Consider the following 25,141-nt stretch of genomic DNA (forward strand, 5'->3'; position numbering starts at 1 on the left):
GGTGTTTTGGGGGATCATTTGACGTTTTAGTATCTTTCAATCGGACTATAAAAATTAAATTAGAATTTGGCTAAAAAAAACAACTAGATGAAATAGGACAGATGTGGAAAAAGTGATTTGTTACTGCCACAAATTTCTTTTTTATTCGAATCGTTTTGATCCGGAAACGCTATTGGAGGAAACCATGATGGCGCTGGATTACGCCGTACGAAGCGGAAAAGCATTGTATGTGGAAATTTCTAATTATACAGCAGCGCAAACTAAGGAAACTACTGAAATACTGAAACAATTGGAGACACCCTGCTTTATTCATCAAGTGAAATATTCCATGTTTGCGTGGCAACCAGAAGCGGGATTATAAGATGTTCTCGAAGACAAAGGAGTGGGTTGTGTTGCTTTTTCTCCTTTGGCACAAATGGCATTGACTTGGTTGCTAAAAGAGAACCGAATCAATTCTGTTTTGACAAGGAAAAAAAATAATCTTTTTTTAATTCTGAAAAAAAATGAAAAGTTGCCATTTAAAAGGGATTTAAGAAAGATTAGAATGCTTTTTTAAAAGTATACCGCTGATAAATAAGGTTTTATTATAAAAAAAATACTTAGTTTGAAGTGGCTTATTTTTTTTACTGATAAAAATGGTTAACTTGCGGCATAGAAAAAAACTGATATGTCTTACAAAAGTAGGCTGTGTTTTAGTTTTATTCGAGTGATTCCATGAAAAGATTGATTAGATTAAATACGTACTATAAACTACTGATGTTGATACTTTCGGCAAGTATTTTCTTTTTTGTAATTTACATCACCTTATATCTTTATACTATTCAGGAAGAACGAAATTTTTATAAAACCACTTACAATCAATACGATAAAGAAGTGAGATCTTTGTTTAGACTCAATTCTAAAACCACTACCGCCACCATTATTGATGTTACCCATTGGGATAATTTGGTTAGTTATACTATAACAAAAGATGCGAAATGGTATGATAAATATATTCTAAGCGAATTTGAATTTTATAATGCGGATTATGTTGGGGTGTATGGCCTTGACAAAAAAATAATAAATAAAACAGCTTCCTCTAAGATTAAAAGCCTTGACTTTATCCCAAAAGAGATGATGACAGTGCTTTATAAATCGAAACTAAAAAAATTCTATATTAAAATTCCAGAAGGAATTGTCGAGGTTTTTGGTGCAACGATTCATCCTTCAATAGATCCTAAAAAGAATAAAACAGCTCCGTCCGGTTACTTTTTTATAGCTAGACTTTTAGATAAGCCTTTTTTGAATTCTTTAGGAAATATAAGCAGTTCAAAAGTTAATTTGGTTCCGGCGCATCGTACGGTTCTTGAAGAAAGTGATTTTGTAATTGTAAGTTTAGATCTGAAAGACTGGAAAGATGACGTTGTGGCCACATTGCTTTTCAAAAGGCCGTTCAATTTGAATTATAAAAATTCAAAAGAAATTCTTTTTATTGTGGTGCTGGTTTCTTTATTGAACATTTTTATTTTTGTGTATTATACAAAACGATGGGTTTATAATCCACTAAAATTAGTCAAAAGTATTCTAGAAACAGGTAATATTAAAGCGATAGCTTCGTTAAGAAAATTCAAAGGAGAGTTTGGGTATATAGGAAATCTTTTTGAAGAGAACAGCAATCAAAGGCGACAATTAGAAATATCCAAACAAAAGGCGGAGGAAAGCGATACCTTAAAATCTTCTTTTTTGGCTAATTTATCGCATGAAATCAGAACTCCTATGAATGCCATAATGGGATTTAGTGATTTGCTAACGGATGCAAATTTGACAGAAAGTGAGAAATTGGAATATTTAAAAATAATAAAAAACAGTGGGAACAACCTGGTTTCAATAATTGAAGATCTTATTGAAATGTCTAAAATTGACGCCAAGCAAATTACACCTAATTATAAAGGATTAGACATTGAAAAATGTATGACAGAGTTGTATGATTCCATCAAAGTTACGATTCCTAAAGATAAAAATATTCAATTTTATATTCTTGAAAATTCAGCTAAAATTACAGAAAATATTCTTACTGATGAAACGAAACTGAAACAGATTATTGTAAATTTAATTACAAATGCGGTAAAATTTACCGATAATGGATTTGTTGCTTTTGGATACACAGTCCACAAAGAAAAAGGAATTTTAGCGTTTACTATTGAAGATTCAGGGATCGGTATGAGTACAAATCATCTGAAAGTAATATTTGATCGTTTCCGAAGAATTGAAGGGGACGGCACTACTGAATTAACGGGATTAGGTCTTGGTTTGTCCATCTCGAAGGCGTATGTAGAGATGCTGGGTGGGGAAATAACAGTGACATCTACAATTGGAGTAGGATCTGTTTTTACCTTTTCGTTTCCATTAAAATTTGATCAGACTGAAAAAGACATTGTGTCAAGTAAGACGATATCTTTTTCAGGAAACCAGGAGAATGAAATAATTTTAATTGCTGAAGATGATACTATCAATTTCTTGTTGTTAAAGAAAATTATTGAGTCAAAAAACCATACAGTTTTGCGTGCTTTTAATGGTCAGGAAGCAGTTACTATTTGTACCGAAAATCCGAATATCAGTTTGGTTTTTATGGATATAAAAATGCCTATTTTGAGTGGTTATGAGGCTTTTGAAAAAATAAAGTTAATTAAACCGGGACTTCCGGTCATAGCCCAGACAGCGTATTCATCCGCAGAAGAGAGAGAAAAAATAGTTCAATGCGGCTTTAATGACTACATTACAAAACCTTTGGACAAGGAAAAAGTCTTTGCGCTATTGGATGTTATTTTTATGGAAATTAATTCCTAGAATTATCTGAGGAGTTCCTCTTGTAACACTTTTTGGTTTTTTATTCTCAACCTCTAATGAAAGGCATAAGCCAAATTCTTTTGTCGGCTTTTTTTGGATTTTTACTAAAGTTTTAAGGAGTGTCTTTGATTATATACAATTTTCAAGAAGAAATAGTGTCGCTTTTTATACAGTAAGACGATAAATTTCCTGTTTCAAAACTACATTTTCAAAAAAATTAAAACATAAAAAATGATATTTAAATCGATAAATCCATTCTCGCAAGAAATTATCGCTGAACATGAAGTGCTTACGAATGGGGAATTAAATCAAAAACTGCAACTGTCTGAGCGGGCCTTTAAAAAGTGGAGGAATACCACTTTTCAGGAAAGGGCGGATAAAATGAAAAAATTAGCTTACGTTTTAAGAGCAAATAAAGAAAAATTAGGATTGCTTATTACCAATGAAATGGGTAAAATTGTGTCCGAAAGTATTTCTGAAGTCGAAAAATCAGCAGCAAACTGCGATTTTTATGCGGAGCATGCGGAACAAATATTGAAAGATGAATATTATGATACGTCTTTCAAGAGCCTTTCCGTTTACGATCCTTTGGGAGCTGTTTTTGCCATTATGCCTTGGAACTATCCTTTTTGGCAGGTATTACGCTATGCTGCGCCGGCAATTATGGCGGGGAATGTGACGCTTTTGAAACATGCTCCTAATGTTATAGGTTGTGCCAAAGCTATTGAAAATGCCTTTTTGGAATCGGGTTTTCCTGAAGGTGTTTTTCTGCAAATTACTATTGATATTCCCCAGGTTGAAAGTGTTATTGCTTCAAATATTGTGCAGGGAGTGACTTTGACCGGAAGCGAAAAGGCTGGCTCCTCAGTGGCTTCCTTGGCTGGAAAGCACATCAAGAAATCAGTGATGGAATTAGGTGGTTCAGATGCATTTATCGTTTTGAATGATGCTAATCTAGAGAGAGCCGCCAGTATTGCAACACAATCCAGAATGCTCAATGCAGGTCAGGCTTGTATTTGTGCCAAACGTTTTATCGTTACTGAGAAAGTGGCGGATGAATTCTCTGCCCTTTTTGCTCAAAAAATACAGTTGTTGCAGCAAGGGAATCCGCTCCAGCAAGGGATTGATATGGGGCCTTTGGCTCGATTGGACTTAGCGAAGCAATTGTCCCGCCAATTGCATAAAGCATTGGAACAGGGTGCCAAGTTAATTGTGGGCGGGGAGCGGGAAAATTGTAATTTTCAACCCACATTGATTGATTTTGTAACTGTAGATAGTATTGCTTTTCAGGAAGAAACTTTTGGTCCGTTAGCAACAATTATACGGGCTAAAGATGAAAATGATGCCATTGCCATTGCCAATAATCATCATTATGGCTTGGCTTCTGCCCTGTGGACTGAAGACCGTGAAAAGGCATACACCTTGGCGAGGAGAATAGAAGCAGGAAATGTATTTGTAAATTCATTAGTGCGTTCTGATTCCAGAGTCCCTTTTGGAGGCATAAAAAAATCAGGCTATGGCAGGGAATTAGGGGCCGTAGGGATCAAAGAATTTATGAATATGAAATCATTGGTTATAGAATAGTTTTGTTCAGCTACTAGTATTCAGTTGGTGTGGATAAAAAAAGGAAAACGAGAACCGGAATTGTAAGTACAAAACCAGTTCTCGTTTTTTTTATTTAGTTTTTTTGTTTCGTAAAACCTTTTTGTCCTAGTTTTTTGGACTAGTAGGTATAGACTGCTGCTTTTATATCGTTAGGTGTATTGGATAGAATAACAATAAATGGATATCCTTTGCGAGCAGCATTCTCTTTTAATCGCTTTTCTCCTCCATGTATAAAGGAGGTATTAGTTTCTCCTTTTGCTTTTCCATAAAAACTAGTGATGACCCCGGATTTTTTTAGACCAATTGTCTGAAAGTCTTTTAAGACGATTACTTTTTTATAATCTGATTTTGCAAGGACATTGATTTTTTCCGAAACTAGTTTTGAATCGGCAGCTGATTTTTCATTTAATTGAGCAACGGCATATTGGCTTATTTTTTTTTCTTCACTACTGCCTGGTACTGCAAAATAAACCAGATTATTCTCCATTTTGATGAAGTTTACATCCATTTTTTTGTTGTCATGCGTAATGATTTCGTGAGTTTGTGCAACTAATGCAACATTGAATAAAATTGTGAATAATATAAATAGATTTTTCATGTGTTCAGATATTAAGGGATTGTTTGCTTTTGCTGTTTTGCCAACTTCTTTAATTTAATTACAGCGCTTTACTTTCAGCTAATAAAAAAATACTAGAGTACAGTTCATTGCTATCGATAGTAAATCATATCTCAAGTGTGTAATGGCTTTATATGGGTATAGCTCCTTTTGGTGTATTAGGAAACATATAATAAAATCAAGCGATGCCCTCCGGAGGTGGAGTTGAATTTTTTAAATGCGACTCTTTTGCTTTGAATAAATCCAAAGCGTTTATTCTGTTTGGAACAATGGAATCGTATGCTAATGCATTTGGGAGGGCTACGGTACCTATGAAAAGCGTTTTTAGTTTATTCTCGAAATTGTTTTCTTCCGTATTATTTTCAAACACTTCGTACACTTCGTATTTCCTGTCAATGACAAAAACAGCAACTGCCTCACTAATCCATGTAACGGAAAAAGCAATAAAAAGGACTATAAGATTTAATTTAATTAGGGTACGAAGCATGGTATAAATTTAATACAATTGAATGGGAGTTACCATTAAAATTTTCATAAAATAAAAAATAGAAAAAACGTTTTTTGTTACTGTTTAATTTTCATTGAAACTCGTTTCTTAGACTTAAAAAAAAAGAATATTTTTTTTGTGTTACAAAACGTAGAACTATAAAAAAACAAAATTATTTAAATTTAGTAAAAAATATTTAATTTTTTTTAACTGTATTTTTTATGGGGGTTGTTGTTATTAAGTATATTTATTTATTAATAATATTCTATTTTTTATATTTTAAATTTATTTTAATCAAAAAAATAGGGGGTGTAATGTAAAATTTAATTATTGAATTTTTAAAATACTTTCGTAAAAATATGGAATAATGATTTTTTTTTATTGATTTTTCGTTATTGATAATTCTTTTCTAAACAAGATAAAAAAGTGGGAAATAGTAATTTAAGTGGAGTAAAAGTTAATAAATTCGCTTTAGGATTAGGGAAAAATTCACACCAAAAGCAGCATAAAATAATGTTTTTAGCAATTATTTTAGTTCTGATTTTTTTAAATAGTAACCAAAACCAAATAATTACCAAGCTGTATTATTAATTAAAACACCTTAAAGATGAAAAAAACAGTAACTATCTTAGCAGTATTGCTAACCACAACTTTTATATTTGCACAAGAAAGCTCTGCGGTTCCAGCAACAACTTTTGCAGGATCTGCAGATGCATATTACAAATATGATTTTTCCGGAATAGACAACAGTTTGACAAGTTTTACTAATTCTCATAACTCGTTTGAACTAGGAATGGTTTCTATCGAAGCGTCACATAAAAGGGGTAAAGGTTCTGTTTTTGTAGATTTAGGTTTTGGTAACAGAGCCGCTCAGTTTACTTATAATGATACCAATGCAACTTTTATGATTAAGCAATTAAATTTCACATATGAATTTTCAGATAAGTTCAAAGTTACTGCTGGTAGTTTTGGAACTCATCTGGGATATGAATTATTGGATGCTGTCGATAATAAAAACTACAGTATGTCCTATGCCTTTACTTACGGACCCTTTTTTAATACAGGGGTAAAAGCACAATATACTACTGGAAAATTCAGTTTTATGGCGGGAGTTACTAATCCTACAGATTTTAAATCTACTATTGATGCAGGCTCAACTCAAAAAACGTTTATAGGGCAACTTGCGTTTCTGGGCGATACAGGTAGCGCCTTTTTTAATGTAACATCTGGTAGTAGTAATCCAGCTTCTGATGAAAATAAGACGCAGTTTGATTTCGTTGGAACAAAGAAACTTAGTGACGCATTTTCCTTAGGGTTTAATGGTACGTATGCAATGACTGATAACGACTTTGACAGTTCATTGGATGGAGAGTGGTTTGCATTAGTAGGCTATGCAAATGTTGCTATAAAAGAATCCCTAAGTCTGACATACAGATTGGAATATTTAGATGCAAAAGAGGCAACTCCTGCGCTGGGATTGCTTGCTGGAACTAGTGTTATAGGGAATACATTGTCATTAAACTACAAGGTTGGTAACTTGACTATCATTCCGGAATTCAGACTTGACTCCGCCTCTGAAGCTATTTTTTCAAATAATGATGCTGCTCCAAAAGTCTTGACCGCATTTGCACTGCTCGCTACAACCTATTCATTCTAGTATTTAAAACAATATTTTTTTTGCTGCCAGGATACTCTTTTGTATTTTGGCAGTTTTTTTGTTTAAAATTTCCTAAAGTACCCGTTGGGTGTAATTAGTTTTTGATGGAAATTTTCGTCAGTTCGAATGATCCCGCTTTTGGGCGGGATTATATCAAGAACTAGAAAATTAGTATTAAAAACAGTTCTCGATACACGTCACTTCAAGTGCGAAGCGTATCGAGAAGCTTTGTTCCGTTTTACTCCACAAAAAACACTCGGATTGACGTTTTGAACAATTGCATCCAACGAGTGCCAATGTATGACTAAAAACTAATGCCGATTTTGGTTTTACTTCAGTACTCATTAATAATTTCGGCAGTGGTTTGGAGAAATATTAATTATTCAATTTTGGACACAAAAAACGGCTCTTTGAAAATTCAAAAAACCGTTTAGGATTGTTTTAGGGGCTTTTGCTATTGTTGTTTGTAAATAGAATAAATGGTATTTCTTGTTTTCTCATCTAAAACATCAGTAACTTCATCTTGAATATAATGAAGTTTAAAAGCAATAATAGCAGCAGATATGTTTTTAGTGTCATACCCAATAATTCGTAATCCCTGATCGACATTAAAATCAAAAGGAGCTGTTTGTAGAAATTCATCAGGCCAAATTCCAAAACCTTTTTCGGCTAAAATTTTCCAGGGAAATAAGGCGCTGGGATCTTTTTTTCTGGTTGGGGCAATATCCGCATGACCTAAAATGTTTTGAGCAGGAATGTTATAATCTTTTTTTAACTTAGTTAGAAGGGCTAATAAGCTATTGATTTGTGATTCTGAAAACACTTCGGATCCGTTATTGTCGAGTTCAATTCCTATAGAAGCTGAATTAATATCCGTATTTTTTCCCCAAGAGCCATTTCCGGCATGCCAGGCTCTTAGGTAGTCATTCAGCATTTGCACGACTTTACCATCATCTGAAATTACATAATGGGAACTTACCTGAGTTTCTGTTTTTGTAAATGTATTTATGGTTTGTTGCAATGAATCTTGCGCTGTATGATGAATAATGATAAAATTAGGCTTGCGTAAATTAAAATTGACGGTACCAATCCATTTTGTATTGATTCCATTCTCCAAAAACGTAGATCCCATTTTGAAAATAGTATCCTTATAGGTATGTAATTGCTGCGTGTATAATGTATCTCTGTTTAATTCAACCGGAGGAACAACCGGAAGGGGTTTAGGATCCTTATTAGAAATCGTTTTTTTTAATGTTTTGAGTTTGGTGTCATATACCTTTTCAGTTTTCTTGTATGGATTTGTGGAGCAAGCAGCAATAGCAAGGGCGAAAAATAGGGTATAAAAAATATTTCTCATTAGGATTTGAGTTTTATAATGAAATAAAAAAACGATTATTTCGATTTCTTTTTAGACTTTGATTTTTTTGGATTTTTCTGCTCTTTTTTTAAAATAATGAATTTTTCCTTCTGATCTTCATTTAATAATGCCATTAATTTTCTATCGGTAACTTCAGATAGTGCCTCGATGTTTTTAATTTTATCTTCCTGACTGGTTTCTGCCTTTAGAAGCATTCCTTGAGTTCTGAAGCTTTCAATGAAGATATTAGACATTGCTACCACTTGGAGTTCATCCAGATTAAGTTCCGGTTTTATAGTTTCCATTATTTTAGCAACTGAAACTTCAACAGGAATTTCTTTAGGTTTTTCAGGAGTTCTGGTTTGATCCATTCCGCTATTCATCCTACGATTTCCTCCGTAACCGTTCCCGTTTCCATATCCATTATTATAACCGCCGTTTCCGTATTGTGCTGAAATGGTGTGGACTGATAATAATACAAATGTGATCACTAGTACTGATTGAATTGTTTTCATGTGTAGCATTTTAAAATATTAAAAAATCGTTTAAAAAATTATACCGGTTCTCCGTACAAATCAAATTCCGTTGCTTCGATAATTTTGATCATCACAAACTCTCCTGTTTTTACATAATGTTTTGATGCATCTATTAAAACCTCATTGTCTACGTCTGGACTGTCAAACTCAGTTCGGCCTACAAAATGGCCACCTTCTTTTCTGTCGATGATGCATCGGAACGTTTGACCTACTTTTTCCTGATTTAAATCCCATGAAATTTGTGATTGTAACTCCATAATCTCATTGGCGCGCTCTTGTTTTACAGTATCTGGAACATCATCTTCCAGTAAATAGGCATGTGTGTTTTCTTCATGAGAATAAGCAAAACAGCCCATTCTATCAAATTTCATTTCCTGAACCCAGTCTTTCAATATATTGAAATCTTCTTGTGTTTCTCCGGGATATCCTACGATCAAAGTGGTGCGTATTGCAATTCCAGGTACTGCTTCGCGAAACTCTTTTAATAATTTTGTTGTTTTTGCTTGCGTTGTTCCGCGACGCATGGATTTCAAAATTGAATCTGAAATGTGTTGCAACGGAATATCAATGTAATTACAAATCTTAGGTTCGCGTTTCATGATTTCCAGTACATCCATAGGAAAACCGGTTGGAAAAGCATAATGCAAACGAATCCACTCAATTCCTTCTACTTTAACTAAAGCTTCCAGTAGTTCTCCAAGCGCTCTTTTTTTGTAGATATCTAATCCGTAATACGTCAAATCCTGAGCAATCAAGATCAATTCTTTAACGCCATTTTTTGCTAGACCTTCGGATTCTTTTACCAGTTTTTCAATTGTTTGTGAAACGTTTTTTCCTCGCATTAAGGGTATTGCACAAAAACTGCATGGTCTGTCACAACCTTCGGAAATTTTTAGATAGGCATAATTTTTTGGAGTTGTAGTCAGTCGTTCTCCAAGCAACTCGTGCTTGTAGTCCGCTCCCAAGGCTTTTAATAATTGTGGTAGCTCTGTAGTTCCAAAAAATTGATCCACATTTGGAATCTCTTTTTCTAAATCAGGTCGGTAACGCTCGGACAGACATCCAGTAACAAATACTTTATCAACTAATCCTCTTTCTTTTTTGTCCGCATATTCCAGAATCATGTTGACAGATTCGGCCTTGGCATTATCAATAAATCCGCAGGTATTTATTACAATGATATTTCCTTCCTCGGCTTCCGGAGCTTCATGCGTAACGTCTTTGCCGCTTGCGCGTAGCTGACCCATAAGCACTTCACTATCATATACATTTTTTGAACACCCAAGAGTGATCACGTTTATTTTATTCTTTTTTAAAGACTTCGTTCTCATAACATTAGAATCCCGATAATTTGGGAATTTTGCAAAATTACACTTTTTTATTCAAACGGAACTTGTTTCTGTTTCTTTTACACTTTTTAAGGAGCTATTCCTGCTGTACGCTACAAACAAAGTTCACTGAACTCCTATAAAAATGACTACTAGAGGAAGTAATCTCCCGAAAATAATCGGGAGGATTTTCACTGCCATCAGGGCTAAAAAAAATCCGTTTCACAATCACGAAACGGATTTTTCTAATTCATTTTTCAGGACGTTACAACTCAAACAATAGTGTCAAAGAAACATTGTTGTTAATAGCATCTATACTTGCTCCATCAGTGAATCCTTGGTTAAAAAAACCTTGTTGGGAATTTCTTTTGGCATAGGAATAGGCTAAATCCAGTTTGGTAGATCCAAAATTATATCCTAAACCTGCGGAATACCCAGTTAAATCACCCACGGTTACGGCATTTTTATACGGACTTTGTTCGTACCGGTATCCTGCTCTTAGACTTAATGCCTTAATTTTATATTCGGCACCTATTCTTAACTCTCCGGTAACGTTGAGCAATTCATTCATGTCATTATTTAAGGTTCTGAATAAGGGATCGTTTTCAGGTTTAAATTTGGTGTCACTGTAATCTTTAAAAGCGTAATCGATACTGATTAATCCAGATTTTCCAAATACGTAGGCAAAACTCCCGGTCAACTTACTTGGCGTTTGCAATTTATAGGGTTCGTAAACATTAACCACTTGCGGGTCTACCACATCTTGTGGTAATTCACCGGTTGAATTGCCGCTTACCGTAATTAACTTTTGTGAAAGCTCGTCGTTCAAAGTATACCATGTAGAAGATTCATAGGCCATACCTACTCGAATTTCGTTAGTAATTTTTGCAATAGCACCTACTTGAAATGAAAATCCCGATCCGTAAGTATAAAGATCATTGTCAAATTGTACTCTTGTGATTTGATCATTAGTGCCTAATGGGTTGCTATTGTCTTCGTAAAAGCTAGACGATTTATTGAAATCAGTAAAGTGAGAATTTAAATTTAGTCCAAAATAAAATTGGTCATTATAAGAGGTTGCTGCATTAAAGGATAATTTTCCGTTGTATCCCGTACTGTAAACGGAATTTTCTTGATAATAATTTCCTCCAGCAGGAACGTTGGATAAAAAAGTAGAGTTGTTATTGGACTCGTCTGCGGCATTTAAAACATAACCTTGATACCCCAAAAAAGCTTGCTGAGCTGCGAAGCCACTTAAATTTGGATATTGACCATTTGGAAGATTACTACCCAAGAAAGAATACAATTGGGATATAGATTCTCCCGGATTTGTGTTTACAAAATCCTGAGGAACAGGAGCACCGCCGTTCCCATTATTGGCATAACTCAAAAAATAATTAGCTATAGAATTGTTTGGATTGGTTCCTGCTGAAAACAGCCCATTATCAATATTATTGGCGTTTTCATAATTTATGGCCAAGGAAATTTTTCTCCACTTGCTGTTTGGGTTTCTGGTATTAAAAACAAATACAATTCCTGCTTGATTCAAATCAAAGGAGTTTTCTTTCTCTGTTGCTGTCCCGCCAAAGTAATTTGAATTATTTTTAGTATCGAAGTTAGTCAATGTAACAGCCATTTGATTATTGGTAAACACCGCTGAACCAGCAGGGTTTACATTGATAGATGACAGGTCGCCCCCAAGCGCTCCAAAAGCACCGCTCATGGCTCTGAAACGGGCTGTTCCATTTAAATTGTCCTGTGAATACCGAAGTGCATCAGAAATTTCTTGTGATTGGGCTACGGTAAACGATAAGCCAGCGAGTAATAAATATAGGTGTTTTTTCATTTTTTGTTGGGATATTTAATTTTTATCAAAAAGGATGGTTCCGCACTATTTTTTATCCTCTTCCACCTCTTCCACCACCGCCAGATGATCTACCACCACCACTACCACCAGATCTTCCGCCACCTGAATTATTAGATCTGGACATGTTTGAACTAGGGCTATAAGACGACGGGCTGTTGTTGTCATTTCTTGTTGGTGTGAAAGATCGTGAAGGCGCATTGTTTTGATTGCGCACATTGTTTATATCGGATCTTCTTCTGGGAGTATTGTACGAACTGTTTTGTGGTTGACCTTGATTCCTAGAGAATGTAGGACTTGTTCGGTTGATGCTATTCGTTGCGTTTCGTCGCAAATCAGTGGTGTTGTTTCTAAAGTTGGCGTTATTAGTTCGTCTGCCAATAGTGGTATTGGTTTGGTTTCGGGAATATTCTCTGCTTGTTTGATTGGTGTTGTTTATCGTATTTGAATTGGAATACGAAGACCCTCTTCGGCCTGCATTAGAAGAATAATTGACATTGTTTTGACCATCTCCATAGTTTCTCCAGCCGTTACCGTACCAATTGTTCCATCCCCAATTGTTTCCATACCAGTTGTTCCATCCCCAATTGTTGCCATACCAGTTATTCCACCCAAATCCCATGTTCATTCCCCATCCAAAACCACCGTTAAATCCCCAGTTGTTTCCGTACCAGTTATTCATGCCCCAATTGTTCATACCCCAATTGTTTCCGTACCAGTTATTCATACCCCATCCGTTGTCATAGACATTTACGGATTGCGCATTACCTCCCCATCCAGGATAAGTAGTGTAGTTTTCCTGAAGAGTGTCATTTTCTAAATCATAATCACTGTAAGTATCTACATCTGTAAAAATTTCATTGGATTGGTAGTTGTTTTGAAGTGAATTGAAATACGCAGTATATTGGTTATTTGGATCATTTTGTGGTTCTCGTTCAGTAATTTTGTAGGAAGTGTTACCATATATTCCGTCAGAATCATAGTACGAACTGTTTTGATAAGAGCTGCAAGAGGCCAACAATAGTGTTAAAAAACTGATCGTATAATATATTGATGTGTTCGGGGCGGAAAAAGGGGTAGTTTTCATATATGTGGAGTTTTTATTGTTGGACAATACAAAAATAGTTAGTTTTGCGTAATTATTAGTTAAATAAATATTAAACAAAATTTGTGCCAAAATATAAAACATGAGTAAGAACTTAACTACAAGAGCGGAAGATTATTCAAAATGGTATAACGAGTTGGTTGTCAAAGCCGATTTAGCCGAAAATTCAGGGGTGAGGGGGTGTATGGTTATCAAGCCTTACGGATATGCAATTTGGGAAAAAATGCAAGCGGAGTTGGATCGAATGTTTAAAGAAACCGGACATCAAAATGCATATTTCCCTCTATTTGTTCCTAAAAGCATGTTTGAAGCCGAAGAAAAAAATGCAGAAGGTTTTGCTAAGGAATGTGCTATTGTTACCCATTATCGATTAAAAAACGATCCTGACAGACCTGGTAAACTAATGGTGGATCCCAATGCAAAATTAGAAGAAGAATTAATTGTACGTCCTACAAGTGAAGCTATTATTTGGTCTACTTATAAAGGATGGGTACAATCGTATAGAGATTTGCCATTACTGATTAACCAATGGGCAAATGTGGTGCGCTGGGAAATGAGAACGAGATTGTTTTTGCGTACCGCAGAATTTTTATGGCAAGAAGGGCATACCGCTCACGCTACTAAAACAGAAGCGGTAGAAGAATCAGAAAAAATGATGCATGTGTATGCTGATTTTGCCGAGAATTTTATGGCAATTCCAGTTATAAAAGGAATAAAAACTGAAACCGAGCGTTTTGCTGGAGCAGAAGAAACCTATTGTATCGAAGCGTTGATGCAGGATGGTAAAGCATTACAAGCGGGGACTTCACATTTTTTAGGGCAAAACTTTGCTAAAGCATTTGATGTCAAATTTGCTACAGCCGAAGGAAAGCAAGAGTACGTTTGGGGAACTTCGTGGGGTGTTTCTACTCGTTTGATGGGGGCATTAGTGATGACGCATTCAGACGACCAAGGCCTGGTATTGCCTCCTAGTTTAGCGCCTATTCAGGTCGTGATTGTTCCTATTTATAAAACAGAGGAACAATTAGCGGCAATAACTGAAGCAGTAACTGTTTTGACTGTGGCTTTGCGAAAATTACAAATCGCTGTCAAATATGATAACAGAACCACTCAAAAGCCTGGTTTTAAATTTGCAGAATGGGAATTAAAAGGGGTGCCAGTTAGGATTGCTGTAGGTCCTAAAGATTTAGAAAATGGAACTTTTGAGGTTGCAAGAAGAGATACATTGACTAAAGAAGTCGTTTCTAAAGATGGAATTGAAACGTATATCAACGATTTACTAGCGCAAATTCAAAAAGAATTATTTGAAAAAGCATTGCAATATAGAAATACACATGTTACTGAGGTAAACAGTTTTGAAGAGTTCAAAGCGGTTTTAGATGCGAAAGGAGGTTTTGTATCAGCACATTGGGATGGAACTGCAGCAACTGAGGAAAAGATTAAAGACTTAACGAAAGCAACCATCAGATGCATCCCTTTAGACCGAATAGAAGAAGCGGGAAGCTGCGTTTTTACTGGTGAAAACTCAGTAGGCCGAGTACTGTTTGCGAAGGCATATTAAAAAAAAATAATTTTTTTTGCATGTACTATTGTACGTTTCAAAAATAGTTGTATTTTTGCATCCGCATTAGAGAAGCAGGGCCCGTTCGTCTATCGGTTAGGACGCATGGTTTTCATCCATGTAAGAGCGGTTCGATTCCGCTACGGGCTACTATTTTTTTTGCAGGTTAAAGTGATCCCGAACTCAGAGGGAAAATGGCCCGTTCGTCTATCGGTTAGGACGCATGGTTTTCATCCATGTAAGAGCGGTTCGATTCCGCTACGGGCTACAAATTCAATTTTGATTAATTGATAAAACTTAGGGGATAATGGTCCGTTCGTCTAGGGGTTAGGACGCCAAGATTTCGTCTTGGTAACAGGGGTTCGATTCCCTTACGGACTACAAAAATATAGTAAAAGATAAAAACATAATAAAATGGCAAATCATAAATCAGCTCTAAAAAGAATTAGAAGTAACGAAAAGAGAAGAGTATTAAATAGATACCAACATAAAACTACTCGTAATGCTATAAAAGCATTAAGAATAGCGACTGATAAAGTAGATGCTACTTCTAAATTATCAAACGTGATTTCTATGATTGATAAATTAGCTAAAAAGAATATCATTCATGATAACAAAGCGTCTAATTTAAAATCTAAATTAACGAAGCTTGTTGCTAAATTGTAATTAAAACAATTTATTTTATATAAATAAAAAGCTCTCATTCTTAGGATGGGAGTTTTTTTTATGGGTAATATTAGCTAATCTTATTCTTTAAATATTCAAGCATAGATAGGGTTATTGGTTTTGATAAAAAGTCAATTACCATGGGGTATTTTTTTGCTTTTTCTAAGTCTTCCGGATCAATTGTAGAAGAAAGTACAATTACCTTAATAGCACTAAAATCTGAAAACTCCGGGCTGTTAAAATAATCCAGAAATTCCCATCCTCCCATTACGGGCATATTTAGATCCAAAAAAATTAATTGCGGATGGTGGTGTTTGTCATCATTATTTTGTCTGATAGTATTAAAGTATTTCAGCGCTTCTTCGCCATTTTGAGAAGTAATTATTTCGTTAGAAAAGGATGATTTGTTGATTACTTTTTTGCATAGCATAAGTGTTATTGGGTCATCATCAACACATAAAATTGTATCTAACATATTATTTATTTTTAAAAGTTAATGTAAATATAGTTCCTTTATTGACTTCACTTTCAATATTAATTGTTCCTCCCATAGTTTCAACTTGAGATTTTACTAAATAGAGCCCTAATCCTTTGCTGTCCGGATAATTATGAAATCTCTGGTAAAGGCCAAAAACTTTATCTCTGTTTCTTTCCAGATCGATGCCTATTCCGTTGTCTTTGAAAATTAATACAATTGTGTCGTCAATTTCGCTGGTTGTGATTGTTATTTTTAGTTTTCTATTTTCGGATTTGTATTTTATAGCGTTGGTTAATAGGTTTAGTAAAATGCTTTCTATATACGCTTTATTGATGTTGATAATTGAAACTTTTTCAAAATTAATTTTTATAATGGGTTTGTATAATTCAATTTGAAAGTTGAGTTGATTGAACACATTTTCAAAAATATCTTGAAGAAGTACTGCTTCTTTTTTGATTGATGGATTGTCTTTGATGATGATTACTTTGACTAAGTCATTAATGGTTTCGTTTAATAAATGCGTAGATTTATTGAAGCCATATAAAATTTCTTTTAACTCTGGATTATCAATAGGAATGTCTTCGATTAAGTTCAAAAGTCCTGTCAAATTTGATAATGGAGCCCTAATGTTGTGTGAAGTAATGTACGAAAACTGTTTTAGATCTTTGTTATTTTGTGTTAGCTCTCGAATAAGCTGTTCTTTTTCCTTTTCTTGTTTTTTTTCATCAGTGATGTCTCTCTGGATGGAGATCCAATGTGAAAGTTCGTTATCAGTATTGTATATTGGTATCATGGAGAAGCGTACCCAGTATTCTTTTTTGTTTTTTGTATAGCTGATGGTTTCAATAATGCACTCTTCTTTATTTTGTATAGCGGCTATCAGTTTTTTTAATTCCTCGTAATCTGAATTGGGACTATTAAAAAGTTCTGGAGATTTTCCTATACTTTCTTCGGAATTGTATCCTGACATGATTGAAAAAGCCGGGTTTACGTAGGTGATATTTGGGATATTTCCGTCGATCGAATTGGCTTCGGTGATGATGATGGAATCTTTTGATTGAATAATAACAGTCTCTAGCAATTTTAGTCTTTGTTCTTCTTCTTTTTGTTTTGTGATGTCTTGAATGGCTCCAATCATTCTAACGGCTTTCCCATTTTCATCTTTCAAGAGAAAACCTCTGTCAAGAACATACTTATAGGAATCGTTAGCGCATTTAAAACGGTATTGATCTTGCCAGTTTTCGGTTTTTTGTTCGATAAAAGAGTAGAGTTTGACAGACATTTTAATACTGTCCTCGGGGTGAATTTTATCAAACCACCATTTTGAACTATTACCAACTTCGTATTCTTTATAGCCAAAAACAGTTTCAATACCTTTGTTCCAAGAAAAGCTGTCTTCTTGTATTTTCCAATCCCAAATAGTATCACTTGTCGCTTTTGCTACAATATGGTATTGTTCATTCGATTCCTTTATTTCATCATTTGTGTTTTTCAGCTTTTCAAAAATGGATATGTTTCGAGTGTCATTTTTTGATAAAATGAGTTTGAAAATTATTCCGGTTAAAAATATGTATAAGATGTCTTTTGTGAAAGTGTAAAATTGGTGGTTTGAATCAGAAATAAAAGGTTGTAATAATTTATGACTAATGGTTGCTACAAACATTGAAATTACAATGTAAATGATAATTATTTGATTGGTTTTACTTTTCATTACTCAAATATAAATAATTATTTGTGAATTATTAAACAACATAATAACTTATTTTTCGTGATTTTTTTAAAGACCTATTTCTGTGTCTAATGCGTTAAGAATATGTAAACTATTACATAAATATTTTTTATATCAAAATAAAGTGTACCTTTGCACCCATTAAAAATCACAGATGGAATCTATTAGAAACATTGCAATTATTGCCCACGTCGATCACGGTAAAACAACTTTGGTTGATAAAATTATGTATCACTGTCAGTTATTTCGCGATAACGAAAATACAGGTGACTTAATCCTTGACAACAACGACTTAGAGCGTGAAAGAGGTATTACCATTACTTCAAAGAATGTTTCTGTAGTATACAAAGGAACAAAAATCAACATTATTGATACTCCTGGTCACGCCGATTTTGGTGGAGAGGTAGAGCGTGTATTGAATATGGCTGATGGTGTTTGTCTACTAGTAGATGCATTTGAAGGGCCTATGCCACAAACTCGTTTTGTATTACAGAAAGCACTAGACCTTGGTTTGAAACCATGCGTTGTTATTAATAAAGTAGATAAAGAAAACTGTACTCCTGAAGAAGTGCATGAAAAAGTTTTTGACTTAATGTTCGAATTAGGAGCAGAAGAGTGGCAGTTGGATTTTCCAACAGTTTACGGATCAGCTAAGAACAATTGGATGTCTGATCATTGGGAAAACGTAACTGATAATGTGGAAGCATTATTAGATATGGTTATTGCTAATGTACCGGCTCCTAAAGTATCAGAAGGAACTCCTCAAATGTTGATTACTTCATTAGACTTCTCTGCTTTTACAGGTCGTATCGCTATTGGTCGTTTAGAAAGAGGTGTTTTGAAAGAAGGAATGCAGATTTCTTTGTGCAAAAGAGATGGTGTAATCATGAAATCACGTATTAAAGAATTACATACTTTTGAAGGATTAGGTCGTAAAAAAGTGCAAGAAGTAATTGCTGGAGATATTTGTGCAATTATTGGAGTTGAAGGTTTTGAAATTGGGGATACTATCGCTGATTTTGAAAATCCGGAAGCCTTACAAACAATTACTATTGATGAGCCAACGATGAGTATGTTATTTACCATCAATGACTCTCCTTTTTTTGGGAAAGAAGGTAAGTTTGTAACTTCTCGTCATATCAGAGACAGGTTGAATAAAGAATTGGAAAAAAACTTAGCGATGAAATTGGGTGAAACTGATTCAGCGGATAAGTTCATGGTTTTTGGTCGTGGAGTACTTCACTTGTCTGTTCTTATTGAAACAATGAGAAGAGAAGGGTATGAGTTACAAATTGGGCAACCACAAGTTATCATCAAAGAAATTGACGGTAAAAAATGTGAGCCAATTGAGGAATTGACAATCGACTTACCAGAGAATTTGTCTGGAAGAGCGGTAGAGTTTGTTTCTTTCCGTAAAGGAGAAATGTTGAGTATGGAAACTAAAGGGGAGCGTATGATCATAAAATTCAATATCCCGTCTCGTGGAATCATTGGATTGCGTAACCTATTGCTTACTGCTACAGCTGGTGAGGCTATTATGGCACACCGTTTTATAGGATATGAGCCTTACAAAGGAGAAATTTCTGGACGTAACAAAGGGTCATTGATTTCTATGGAGAAAGGAAAAGCGATTCCTTACTCTATCGATAAATTGCAAGATCGTGGTAGATTCTTCGTTAATCCTAATGATGAAATTTACGAAGGTCAAGTAATTGGAGAAAACTCCCGTAGCGATGATATGTGTGTCAACGTAACTAAAGAGAAAAAACAATCTAACGTTCGTTCATCAGGAAATGATGATAAGGCTAGAATTATTCCTCCAGTTATTTTCTCTCTTGAAGAAGCTTTAGAGTACATTCAAAAAGATGAATATGTTGAGGTAACTCCAAAATCGATTCGTTTGAGAAAAATATATTTGACAGAAACGGATAGAAAAAGATTTAAAATCTAATTTTATTTTTATAAAACTGAAAAGCCATTCGTTGATTCGAATGGCTTTTTTTTTGGTGTTTAGATCCCTTTTATTGGTTTTAATTCGCTGTTTGCTACACAATTTTAATGGCCTCTTGTGAGGTGTAAATATCAGTTATTTTTTTGCGACACATTTTAACTATGACGGTATTGTACCATAAAATTTAGATTAATTGATATTCATAAATAATATTATCCGGGATTTGCATGATGGATAGCAGCAAGCTACCGAAGTAGCGCGGATAGCCCGACAGCATAAATAGAAAGGGCTAATTCCGCATAATGATAAGTAGGCCTTTTCTATTTATGGTGGCATGCCCTATTAATTGTTTTATCGTTTCAAACTAAAATGACCTTTAGCTTCTCTTCCATCAGTTAATTTTATGGTATACCAATAATCATCAGAGGGTAATGGCTGCCCTGTAAAAGTACCGTCCCAGCCTTGACTGGAAGCTGTAATTTGTTTTAGTAATTTGCCGTATCTATCATAAATATAGATGGTAGAATTTGCATTAAAATCAGCATTTACTCCTTTTACATTCCAATAATCATTTTGGCCGTCTCCATTTGGAGTGAAAAATTTAGGTACGCCAATTAAGGCTATTTTTTGGCTCACTGTTCCACAACCATTTTTGTCATTGATGTATACTTCATGAATTCCAGCTGGTACATAATCAAAGAAATTTGAATCTTGAAAAGGTCCAAATGGTTCGTCAAGACTGTATTCATAAATTCCTTTTCCGGATACATTAACGGTTACCGTATTTGTATCTGCTAAATCAATTACATCAATGCTGGTAATACTAGCAATATCAGAAGCTGTAACTTTTATAGTTCGAATTCTAGAACATCCTGAAACTATTCTTACTTCTACAGTGTAGTTTCCTTCTTGATTTACATCTAGCGTGTAGTTGTTCTCATTTGGTAGAAGAACGTTATCTTTAAACCATTTATAGGTGTAGTCAGTAGTTGGGGATCCATCTTGAATCCCTGCATTTAGTGTTACAAAAAAAGTAGGAAGGTTCGAACAGACCAATTCGTTTTCTGATCCATCAGAATTTAAGTTTATAGGTGGTAAACTATTTACAATGAAAGGTAAAATAATTGAAGCTTTACAGGTTGAGTTAGCAGTATTCTCCACAACGGCTGTAATGTTTTGGGTGCTGCTAATGAAAGGATTTGGCAACGGACTAGATAATGAAGCTCCATTTGCATCAAAATATTTGACAACCATTCCTGTTTGATTTCCTAAAATCGTATTCTGAAAAGTACTCGTATCAAAACCAAACTTACCATCTTGTAACAAAGGATCTATTTCATCATCACATACGGTTGTTAAATTTACAGTTACTTGGAAAGCTTCTGGAAGATCATCCACTGTGAATGTTATCAACGTTTCGTCAAAACACTTTAAAGTTGAATTATTAGTAATAATTGCTTTTATCGTTTGTGTGCCTGTAGTATAGGTTGAAGGAAATGGGCTTGATATCGAATTGTTATTTTGATCAAAATAAGTAACAGTAACATTAGTTTGTCCTTGTTTTAAATCAGATTCTAATGTAGCTGTATTAAAAGTATATTTTCCATCTTGGTTGTCATCACATTGTCTTGGGATAGACACAGCGTAAGCAAACGGAAGTTTTTCAACTGTAAGTGTTACGTAATGTCCCAAGCCATAACAAGCATTATCTGTATCACTGTCTACGCGGCCCCAAATTTCTTGAGTGTTTACGTAACCAATATTTCTGTAATTAGATATATTGGTGATTGCATTTATTTCTGCTAACGCATCGGCTTGATTGCGATAAAATGTTATTGTGTAATTTTCCGCGGGTAATAAACTCTTTATATCTGTTTTTGCACTGCTAAAGTCAAAAGTACTTACACCATCTCTTTTATCATTGTTTGCATTGTTATTGCCGTTTATGTCTAATAAATCATCACATTGCACGAACTTTCTATTGAATGTACTTGGAATTTGTGTTGCTAAAACTTTTAGGGTCAATTCAGCTACACTAAAACAACCATTAGAATTAAGTACTCTTGCATATACTTTCATAATTCTAGGTGTTGTATTCGTAAAAGCCTTAGGCGTACTAATTAACTCTGAAGCGTTTGCCGTTGTAGCACCTAAAAATGAAGTGTAGTAAGAAAAGGTTTCATTTGCAAAATTGCTTGAAATCTCATCATTTTTAACCGTTAGATTAAATGTGGTTACCTCATTTAAATCTTCGTCACATTGAATAATGGTTGTATTATTCACGGTTGGTAACGTATATACGATTAAAGTAGTGTCATTTGAAATTAAGCCACAACTGTTTCCAATTTTATCTAATTTTACACGATATTTATATCCATTCATTGTGGTTTTTACATTGGTAACAGTCAATGAATTTGTAGTTACTCCAGAATATGTTGCGTCATCAGTAATATTAGTCCAAATGGTTCCATTAGTGGATACTTGCCATTGATAGGTGTTTCCGCCATTATCAGCTAGAGTAATTACTGCATTTTGTAGTTCACAAGTTGGCGAAACTGTTGGTTGTGTTGTTATAGTTATAGGAGCAGCGGTAGTGTAATTACTATTTGGTGTAGTATATCCTACGCCGCTTATTACTTGACCATTTGTATTTACTGAAACTGGATTATTGCCCAATACTCCGTCATTGTTTGGGTCTAAGAATCCGGCTTCGATGACATCATTGCATAAATCACCATCAGCATCTAAATCACGATAATTTCTGATTCCATCAGAATCAAGGTCATTTCCCGTTTCTATTGAATCTAAAATCCCATCGTTATCACTATCTAAATCCAAATAATCAGGGACACCATCGCTATCAGTATCCATCGGTATAAGTCCTGGATCGTAAGCGTTGTCGATACCGTTTTTATTTGTATCGCTATTTGTTACAGCTACTGCAGTGTTTGGTTGTGCTTCAATATTGTCAGCAATTCCGTCATTATCGCTATCGTTGTCTAACTGATCTGCAATCCCATCATTGTCGCTGTCTTTAGGAACGCACACTGCACTGATCGCTAATGTTGATTTATTAGCGTTGACATCTGATAAGTTTTTGTGTGAAAAAGTAATAGATTTCGATAAATTGGTTAGAAACTGAAATGTTGCTGTTCCTGCAGCCAATGGAGTGATACTTTTTAATCTAAATCTGATTTCAAATGAGGAAAATTGTTTTACTCCACTTTCGTAAATACCATCATAGTTAGTATCAATTAATAGTTGGTCACTTGGATTTAGTACCGTGATGGTTTTATTAACATCTGAATTCATTATGTATTCAGCATCTGCATTCAATAAATCAGTTGCACTAGCTATATTTACATATTTCATTTCCAAACTGATTGGATTAGAAAAAGTCATTTTATAACTAACAAAGTTTCCTTTTCCTGCTGGTACATTGGAAATAAAACTTCCGTCACTGCTTCCAATAAATGGCGTTGTACTTGCAGTTGTTGACGTGGTAATTGTTCCAGTAAATGAATTGGAGTAAAGACCAACTGCTACAGTTCCATTTGAAGGATTTGAAAGATCCAAGACTTGATTTCCATAGGATTCTGTGCAATTTGTAATACCGTCTTTGTCATTATCAAGATCAATATTGTCATTTACGGTGTCAAGATCTGTATCTGTTTCGCAAGTACTAACAGGAATTAAATCAGACAATACAGGTGGAGAATTACATCCTGAAATACTGCCTCGTACTTGATAGTAACCTGGCTGCGTTGGGGTATAAGAATTGCTGTTTGTATTAGGTATTACTGCGTTATTGAAATACCATTCAAAACTATCATATGATGAAAGTGAACTTACTTTTAGAATAACATTTGGGATGCAATTTGAATTAGATACTGTAATTTTATCAGTTACAATTTCTGGTTTTGTGTCAAAACCGGAATAATAACCGCCATAAGTAGCCGCGCCATTTGTCCCAAAGTAAGAAACATAGACTTGTCTGGTGGATTTTACTGATATATTGCCGAATAAACCATTACTTGTATATCTCACAAAACCTGAATTTCCTGTTACAGGAATAGCAGTGTTATTATTGAGCGTATTGTTGTTTACAGTCACGGTAGCTCCTGTTTCAGTAACGATATTCAATCCGCCATTATAAATTGTGCTTCCTATCAATTCAATAGAAGGTATATTATCAACAATGCTTGGCGTTGCACAATTTAAGGGCGGGACAAAAAATAAATTTTGATTGGCAGGAGAATTACTTCCCCCAATACTTTGATACGCAAATACACTTTCGGATGCTTTTACATAAAGATTTCCATTGACAAATTGGTTCCCATCTATAGCGATATAATCACCAGGATTATTTAACGTTATATAGGGAGTTATGCCATCATTGAGGTATATTGAGGTTAATGGTTTATTAGCAATCAATAAAACACGTTCTAACTCCTCGTTCGGAACCGCACCAAGTCCTTTAACAAAAATATATTCTTTACCCGTTTTTTCAAAAGGGACAATTTGGTCAAAACCGACATCTCTGCCTGCGGGAGAGCCCTGAGCATTAAATAATGTACTGTTACTGCCTCCAAAAGATCCTGAATTAACTACTACTGGTTTGTCTGATTCAACTAAAGCGCCAATCATTTTAGAGCTGTTAGACACGGAATTGTTGTAGTTTTCAAGTGCAATAACATAACTTTCGTTTTTATTTAGATTAGCAGTGATAGGTCCAGAAACAACTGTTCCATCTGTTAAAATAGTTCCAAAAGGAATATTAGAAAGAGTAATCTTTGTTCCATTTTCTGTAGCAAATACTGAAGCGAAATTTAAAAGTGATGTATCAAAAAGAGGATTTAGCATTGCGCCCAATCTAAATGTAGTTCCCAGCGCACTATTTCCTTTTGACACTAATCCTCCCGCATGCACATACGATACTATTCCATTTTGTATATTTCTACCGGCATTGACTCTAACGCTTACATAAATTAAATCCTGAGCTTCAACAATGTAACCTTTATTAGCAATAACTCCTATTTGAGTTTTAGAAGTAAATAACTGTGTGTCGATTCCTTGTCCAATATCATGTCTGTAAGGATTACTGTTATTGACTGTTGCTGAAATAGTCGCTCCGCCAATCGCTGTAATTTCGAGTTTTACATTGGTAATACTAGGAGTAGAAATATATAAATAATGATCACCGGGTAAATTATTACTTGCCGCCGTAAGAGGCGGTATATAATGTGTTTTGCTAAATTGAGCAAAGCAACTTATTGATAAAAAAGTGAAGAAAATAAGTAAAGTTTTTTTCATGTGTTAAAAATAACAAAATTTATATTATCTTCTTACTGAAAAATCGCCTTTTATTACTTTGC

Annotated in this window: 16 protein-coding genes, 3 tRNA genes and 1 pseudogene; 10 read left to right on the forward strand and 10 right to left on the reverse strand. The window is 34.6% G+C overall.

Going from position 1 to position 25,141, the window contains the following annotated elements; all coding sequences use genetic code 11:
- Window positions 1-136: 136 nt before the first annotated feature.
- From EKM03_RS15075 to EKM03_RS04085, 3 genes and pseudogenes are all read left to right on the forward strand, one after another.
- A pseudogene (locus tag EKM03_RS15075) lies at window positions 137-427 on the forward strand (aldo/keto reductase); the annotation flags it as partial.
- A 287-nt stretch (window positions 428-714) separates the two neighbouring features.
- Window positions 715-2,826, forward strand: a complete 2,112-nt coding sequence (locus EKM03_RS04080; RefSeq protein ID WP_126739913.1) for an ATP-binding protein — start codon at window positions 715-717, stop codon at window positions 2,824-2,826.
- A gap of 231 nt (window positions 2,827-3,057) precedes the next feature.
- The gene (locus EKM03_RS04085) at window positions 3,058-4,410 is read left to right on the forward strand and encodes an NAD-dependent succinate-semialdehyde dehydrogenase (RefSeq protein WP_126739914.1); all 1,353 of its coding nucleotides are present in this window, start codon (window positions 3,058-3,060) and stop codon (window positions 4,408-4,410) included.
- A 139-nt stretch (window positions 4,411-4,549) separates the two neighbouring features.
- Here the strand turns inward: EKM03_RS04085 and EKM03_RS04090 are convergent, their stop codons facing one another.
- Window positions 4,550-5,029, reverse strand: coding sequence for a hypothetical protein (locus EKM03_RS04090; protein ID WP_126561914.1), 480 nt, complete (start codon window positions 5,027-5,029; stop codon window positions 4,550-4,552).
- A 196-nt stretch (window positions 5,030-5,225) separates the two neighbouring features.
- Window positions 5,226-5,534 carry a hypothetical protein gene (locus tag EKM03_RS04095; protein ID WP_126460363.1) on the reverse strand — a complete coding sequence of 103 codons (309 nt, stop codon included), beginning with the start codon at window positions 5,532-5,534 and terminating at the stop codon, window positions 5,226-5,228.
- A gap of 607 nt (window positions 5,535-6,141) precedes the next feature.
- Here EKM03_RS04095 and EKM03_RS04100 point away from each other — a divergent pair.
- The gene (locus EKM03_RS04100; protein ID WP_126561913.1) at window positions 6,142-7,191 is read left to right on the forward strand and encodes a porin; all 1,050 of its coding nucleotides are present in this window, start codon (window positions 6,142-6,144) and stop codon (window positions 7,189-7,191) included.
- Between the two features lie 454 nt (window positions 7,192-7,645).
- On the opposite strand, the gene EKM03_RS04105 is transcribed toward EKM03_RS04100, so the two are convergent.
- The 5 genes from EKM03_RS04105 to EKM03_RS04125 form a co-directional block, all read right to left on the reverse strand.
- Entirely contained in the window at window positions 7,646-8,548 is a 903-nt protein-coding gene (locus EKM03_RS04105; RefSeq protein WP_126554391.1) for an N-acetylmuramoyl-L-alanine amidase, read from the reverse strand.
- Between the two features lie 35 nt (window positions 8,549-8,583).
- Window positions 8,584-9,063, reverse strand: a complete 480-nt coding sequence (locus tag EKM03_RS04110) for a hypothetical protein (RefSeq protein WP_126460371.1) — start codon at window positions 9,061-9,063, stop codon at window positions 8,584-8,586.
- 38 nt (window positions 9,064-9,101) lie between these two features.
- Entirely contained in the window at window positions 9,102-10,415 is a 1,314-nt protein-coding gene (gene rimO, locus EKM03_RS04115; RefSeq protein ID WP_126460374.1) for a 30S ribosomal protein S12 methylthiotransferase RimO, read from the reverse strand.
- Between the two features lie 262 nt (window positions 10,416-10,677).
- Entirely contained in the window at window positions 10,678-12,258 is a 1,581-nt protein-coding gene (locus tag EKM03_RS04120; protein WP_126739915.1) for an OmpP1/FadL family transporter, read from the reverse strand.
- A 52-nt stretch (window positions 12,259-12,310) separates the two neighbouring features.
- Complete coding sequence (locus EKM03_RS04125; protein ID WP_126739916.1) at window positions 12,311-13,363, reverse strand: hypothetical protein; 1,053 nt, start codon at window positions 13,361-13,363, stop codon at window positions 12,311-12,313.
- A 100-nt stretch (window positions 13,364-13,463) separates the two neighbouring features.
- On the opposite strand from EKM03_RS04125, the gene proS reads away from it, so the two are divergent.
- The 5 genes from proS (at window position 13,464) to rpsT (ending at window position 15,608) form a co-directional block, all read left to right on the forward strand.
- Window positions 13,464-14,942, forward strand: coding sequence for a proline--tRNA ligase (gene proS, locus EKM03_RS04130; RefSeq protein WP_126739917.1), 1,479 nt, complete (start codon window positions 13,464-13,466; stop codon window positions 14,940-14,942).
- Window positions 14,943-15,020: 78 nt separating this feature from the next.
- Window positions 15,021-15,092 (forward strand) — tRNA-Glu (locus tag EKM03_RS04135).
- Window positions 15,093-15,138: 46 nt separating this feature from the next.
- Window positions 15,139-15,210: transfer RNA gene (locus EKM03_RS04140), tRNA-Glu, on the forward strand.
- 41 nt (window positions 15,211-15,251) lie between these two features.
- Window positions 15,252-15,323, forward strand: a tRNA-Glu gene (locus tag EKM03_RS04145).
- 33 nt (window positions 15,324-15,356) lie between these two features.
- Window positions 15,357-15,608, forward strand: coding sequence for a 30S ribosomal protein S20 (gene rpsT / locus EKM03_RS04150; protein ID WP_091166799.1), 252 nt, complete (start codon window positions 15,357-15,359; stop codon window positions 15,606-15,608).
- Window positions 15,609-15,678: 70 nt separating this feature from the next.
- Here rpsT and EKM03_RS04155 read toward each other — a convergent pair whose 3' ends face one another.
- A complete protein-coding gene (locus EKM03_RS04155) occupies window positions 15,679-16,083 on the reverse strand; it encodes a response regulator (RefSeq protein WP_126460385.1) in 405 nt (134 codons plus the stop codon).
- Between the two features lies 1 nt (window position 16,084).
- Window positions 16,085-17,797: a PAS domain S-box protein gene (locus tag EKM03_RS04160; RefSeq protein ID WP_126739918.1), complete on the reverse strand. Its 1,713-nt coding sequence runs from the start codon at window positions 17,795-17,797 to the stop codon at window positions 16,085-16,087.
- A 172-nt stretch (window positions 17,798-17,969) separates the two neighbouring features.
- Between EKM03_RS04160 and typA the strand changes: the two genes are divergently transcribed.
- A complete protein-coding gene (gene typA / locus EKM03_RS04165) occupies window positions 17,970-19,766 on the forward strand; it encodes a translational GTPase TypA (protein WP_126456299.1) in 1,797 nt (598 codons plus the stop codon).
- Window positions 19,767-20,117: 351 nt separating this feature from the next.
- Here the strand turns inward: typA and EKM03_RS04170 are convergent, their stop codons facing one another.
- Window positions 20,118-25,079, reverse strand: coding sequence for a T9SS type B sorting domain-containing protein (locus EKM03_RS04170; protein ID WP_126739919.1), 4,962 nt, complete (start codon window positions 25,077-25,079; stop codon window positions 20,118-20,120).
- Window positions 25,080-25,141: the final 62 nt, after the last annotated feature.

Source organism: Flavobacterium sp. GSP6 (genome assembly GCF_003984855.1).
GTDB lineage: Bacteria > Bacteroidota > Bacteroidia > Flavobacteriales > Flavobacteriaceae > Flavobacterium.

What these genes read in the sequence shown, in the direction of transcription:
- EKM03_RS04080 (WP_126739913.1), top strand. Translation starts at nt 715, where the DNA reads ATGAAAAGATTGATTAGATTAAATACGTACTATAAACTACTGATGTTG.
- EKM03_RS04085 (WP_126739914.1), top strand. Translation starts at nt 3,058, where the DNA reads ATGATATTTAAATCGATAAATCCATTCTCGCAAGAAATTATCGCTGAA.
- EKM03_RS04090 (WP_126561914.1), bottom strand. Translation starts at nt 5,029, where the DNA reads ATGAAAAATCTATTTATATTATTCACAATTTTATTCAATGTTGCATTA.
- EKM03_RS04095 (WP_126460363.1), bottom strand. Translation starts at nt 5,534, where the DNA reads ATGCTTCGTACCCTAATTAAATTAAATCTTATAGTCCTTTTTATTGCT.
- EKM03_RS04100 (WP_126561913.1), top strand. Translation starts at nt 6,142, where the DNA reads ATGAAAAAAACAGTAACTATCTTAGCAGTATTGCTAACCACAACTTTT.
- EKM03_RS04105 (WP_126554391.1), bottom strand. Translation starts at nt 8,548, where the DNA reads ATGAGAAATATTTTTTATACCCTATTTTTCGCCCTTGCTATTGCTGCT.
- EKM03_RS04110 (WP_126460371.1), bottom strand. Translation starts at nt 9,063, where the DNA reads ATGAAAACAATTCAATCAGTACTAGTGATCACATTTGTATTATTATCA.
- rimO (WP_126460374.1), bottom strand. Translation starts at nt 10,415, where the DNA reads ATGAGAACGAAGTCTTTAAAAAAGAATAAAATAAACGTGATCACTCTT.
- EKM03_RS04120 (WP_126739915.1), bottom strand. Translation starts at nt 12,258, where the DNA reads ATGAAAAAACACCTATATTTATTACTCGCTGGCTTATCGTTTACCGTA.
- EKM03_RS04125 (WP_126739916.1), bottom strand. Translation starts at nt 13,363, where the DNA reads ATGAAAACTACCCCTTTTTCCGCCCCGAACACATCAATATATTATACG.
- proS (WP_126739917.1), top strand. Translation starts at nt 13,464, where the DNA reads ATGAGTAAGAACTTAACTACAAGAGCGGAAGATTATTCAAAATGGTAT.
- rpsT (WP_091166799.1), top strand. Translation starts at nt 15,357, where the DNA reads ATGGCAAATCATAAATCAGCTCTAAAAAGAATTAGAAGTAACGAAAAG.
- EKM03_RS04155 (WP_126460385.1), bottom strand. Translation starts at nt 16,083, where the DNA reads ATGTTAGATACAATTTTATGTGTTGATGATGACCCAATAACACTTATG.
- EKM03_RS04160 (WP_126739918.1), bottom strand. Translation starts at nt 17,797, where the DNA reads ATGAAAAGTAAAACCAATCAAATAATTATCATTTACATTGTAATTTCA.
- typA (WP_126456299.1), top strand. Translation starts at nt 17,970, where the DNA reads ATGGAATCTATTAGAAACATTGCAATTATTGCCCACGTCGATCACGGT.
- EKM03_RS04170 (WP_126739919.1), bottom strand. Translation starts at nt 25,079, where the DNA reads ATGAAAAAAACTTTACTTATTTTCTTCACTTTTTTATCAATAAGTTGC.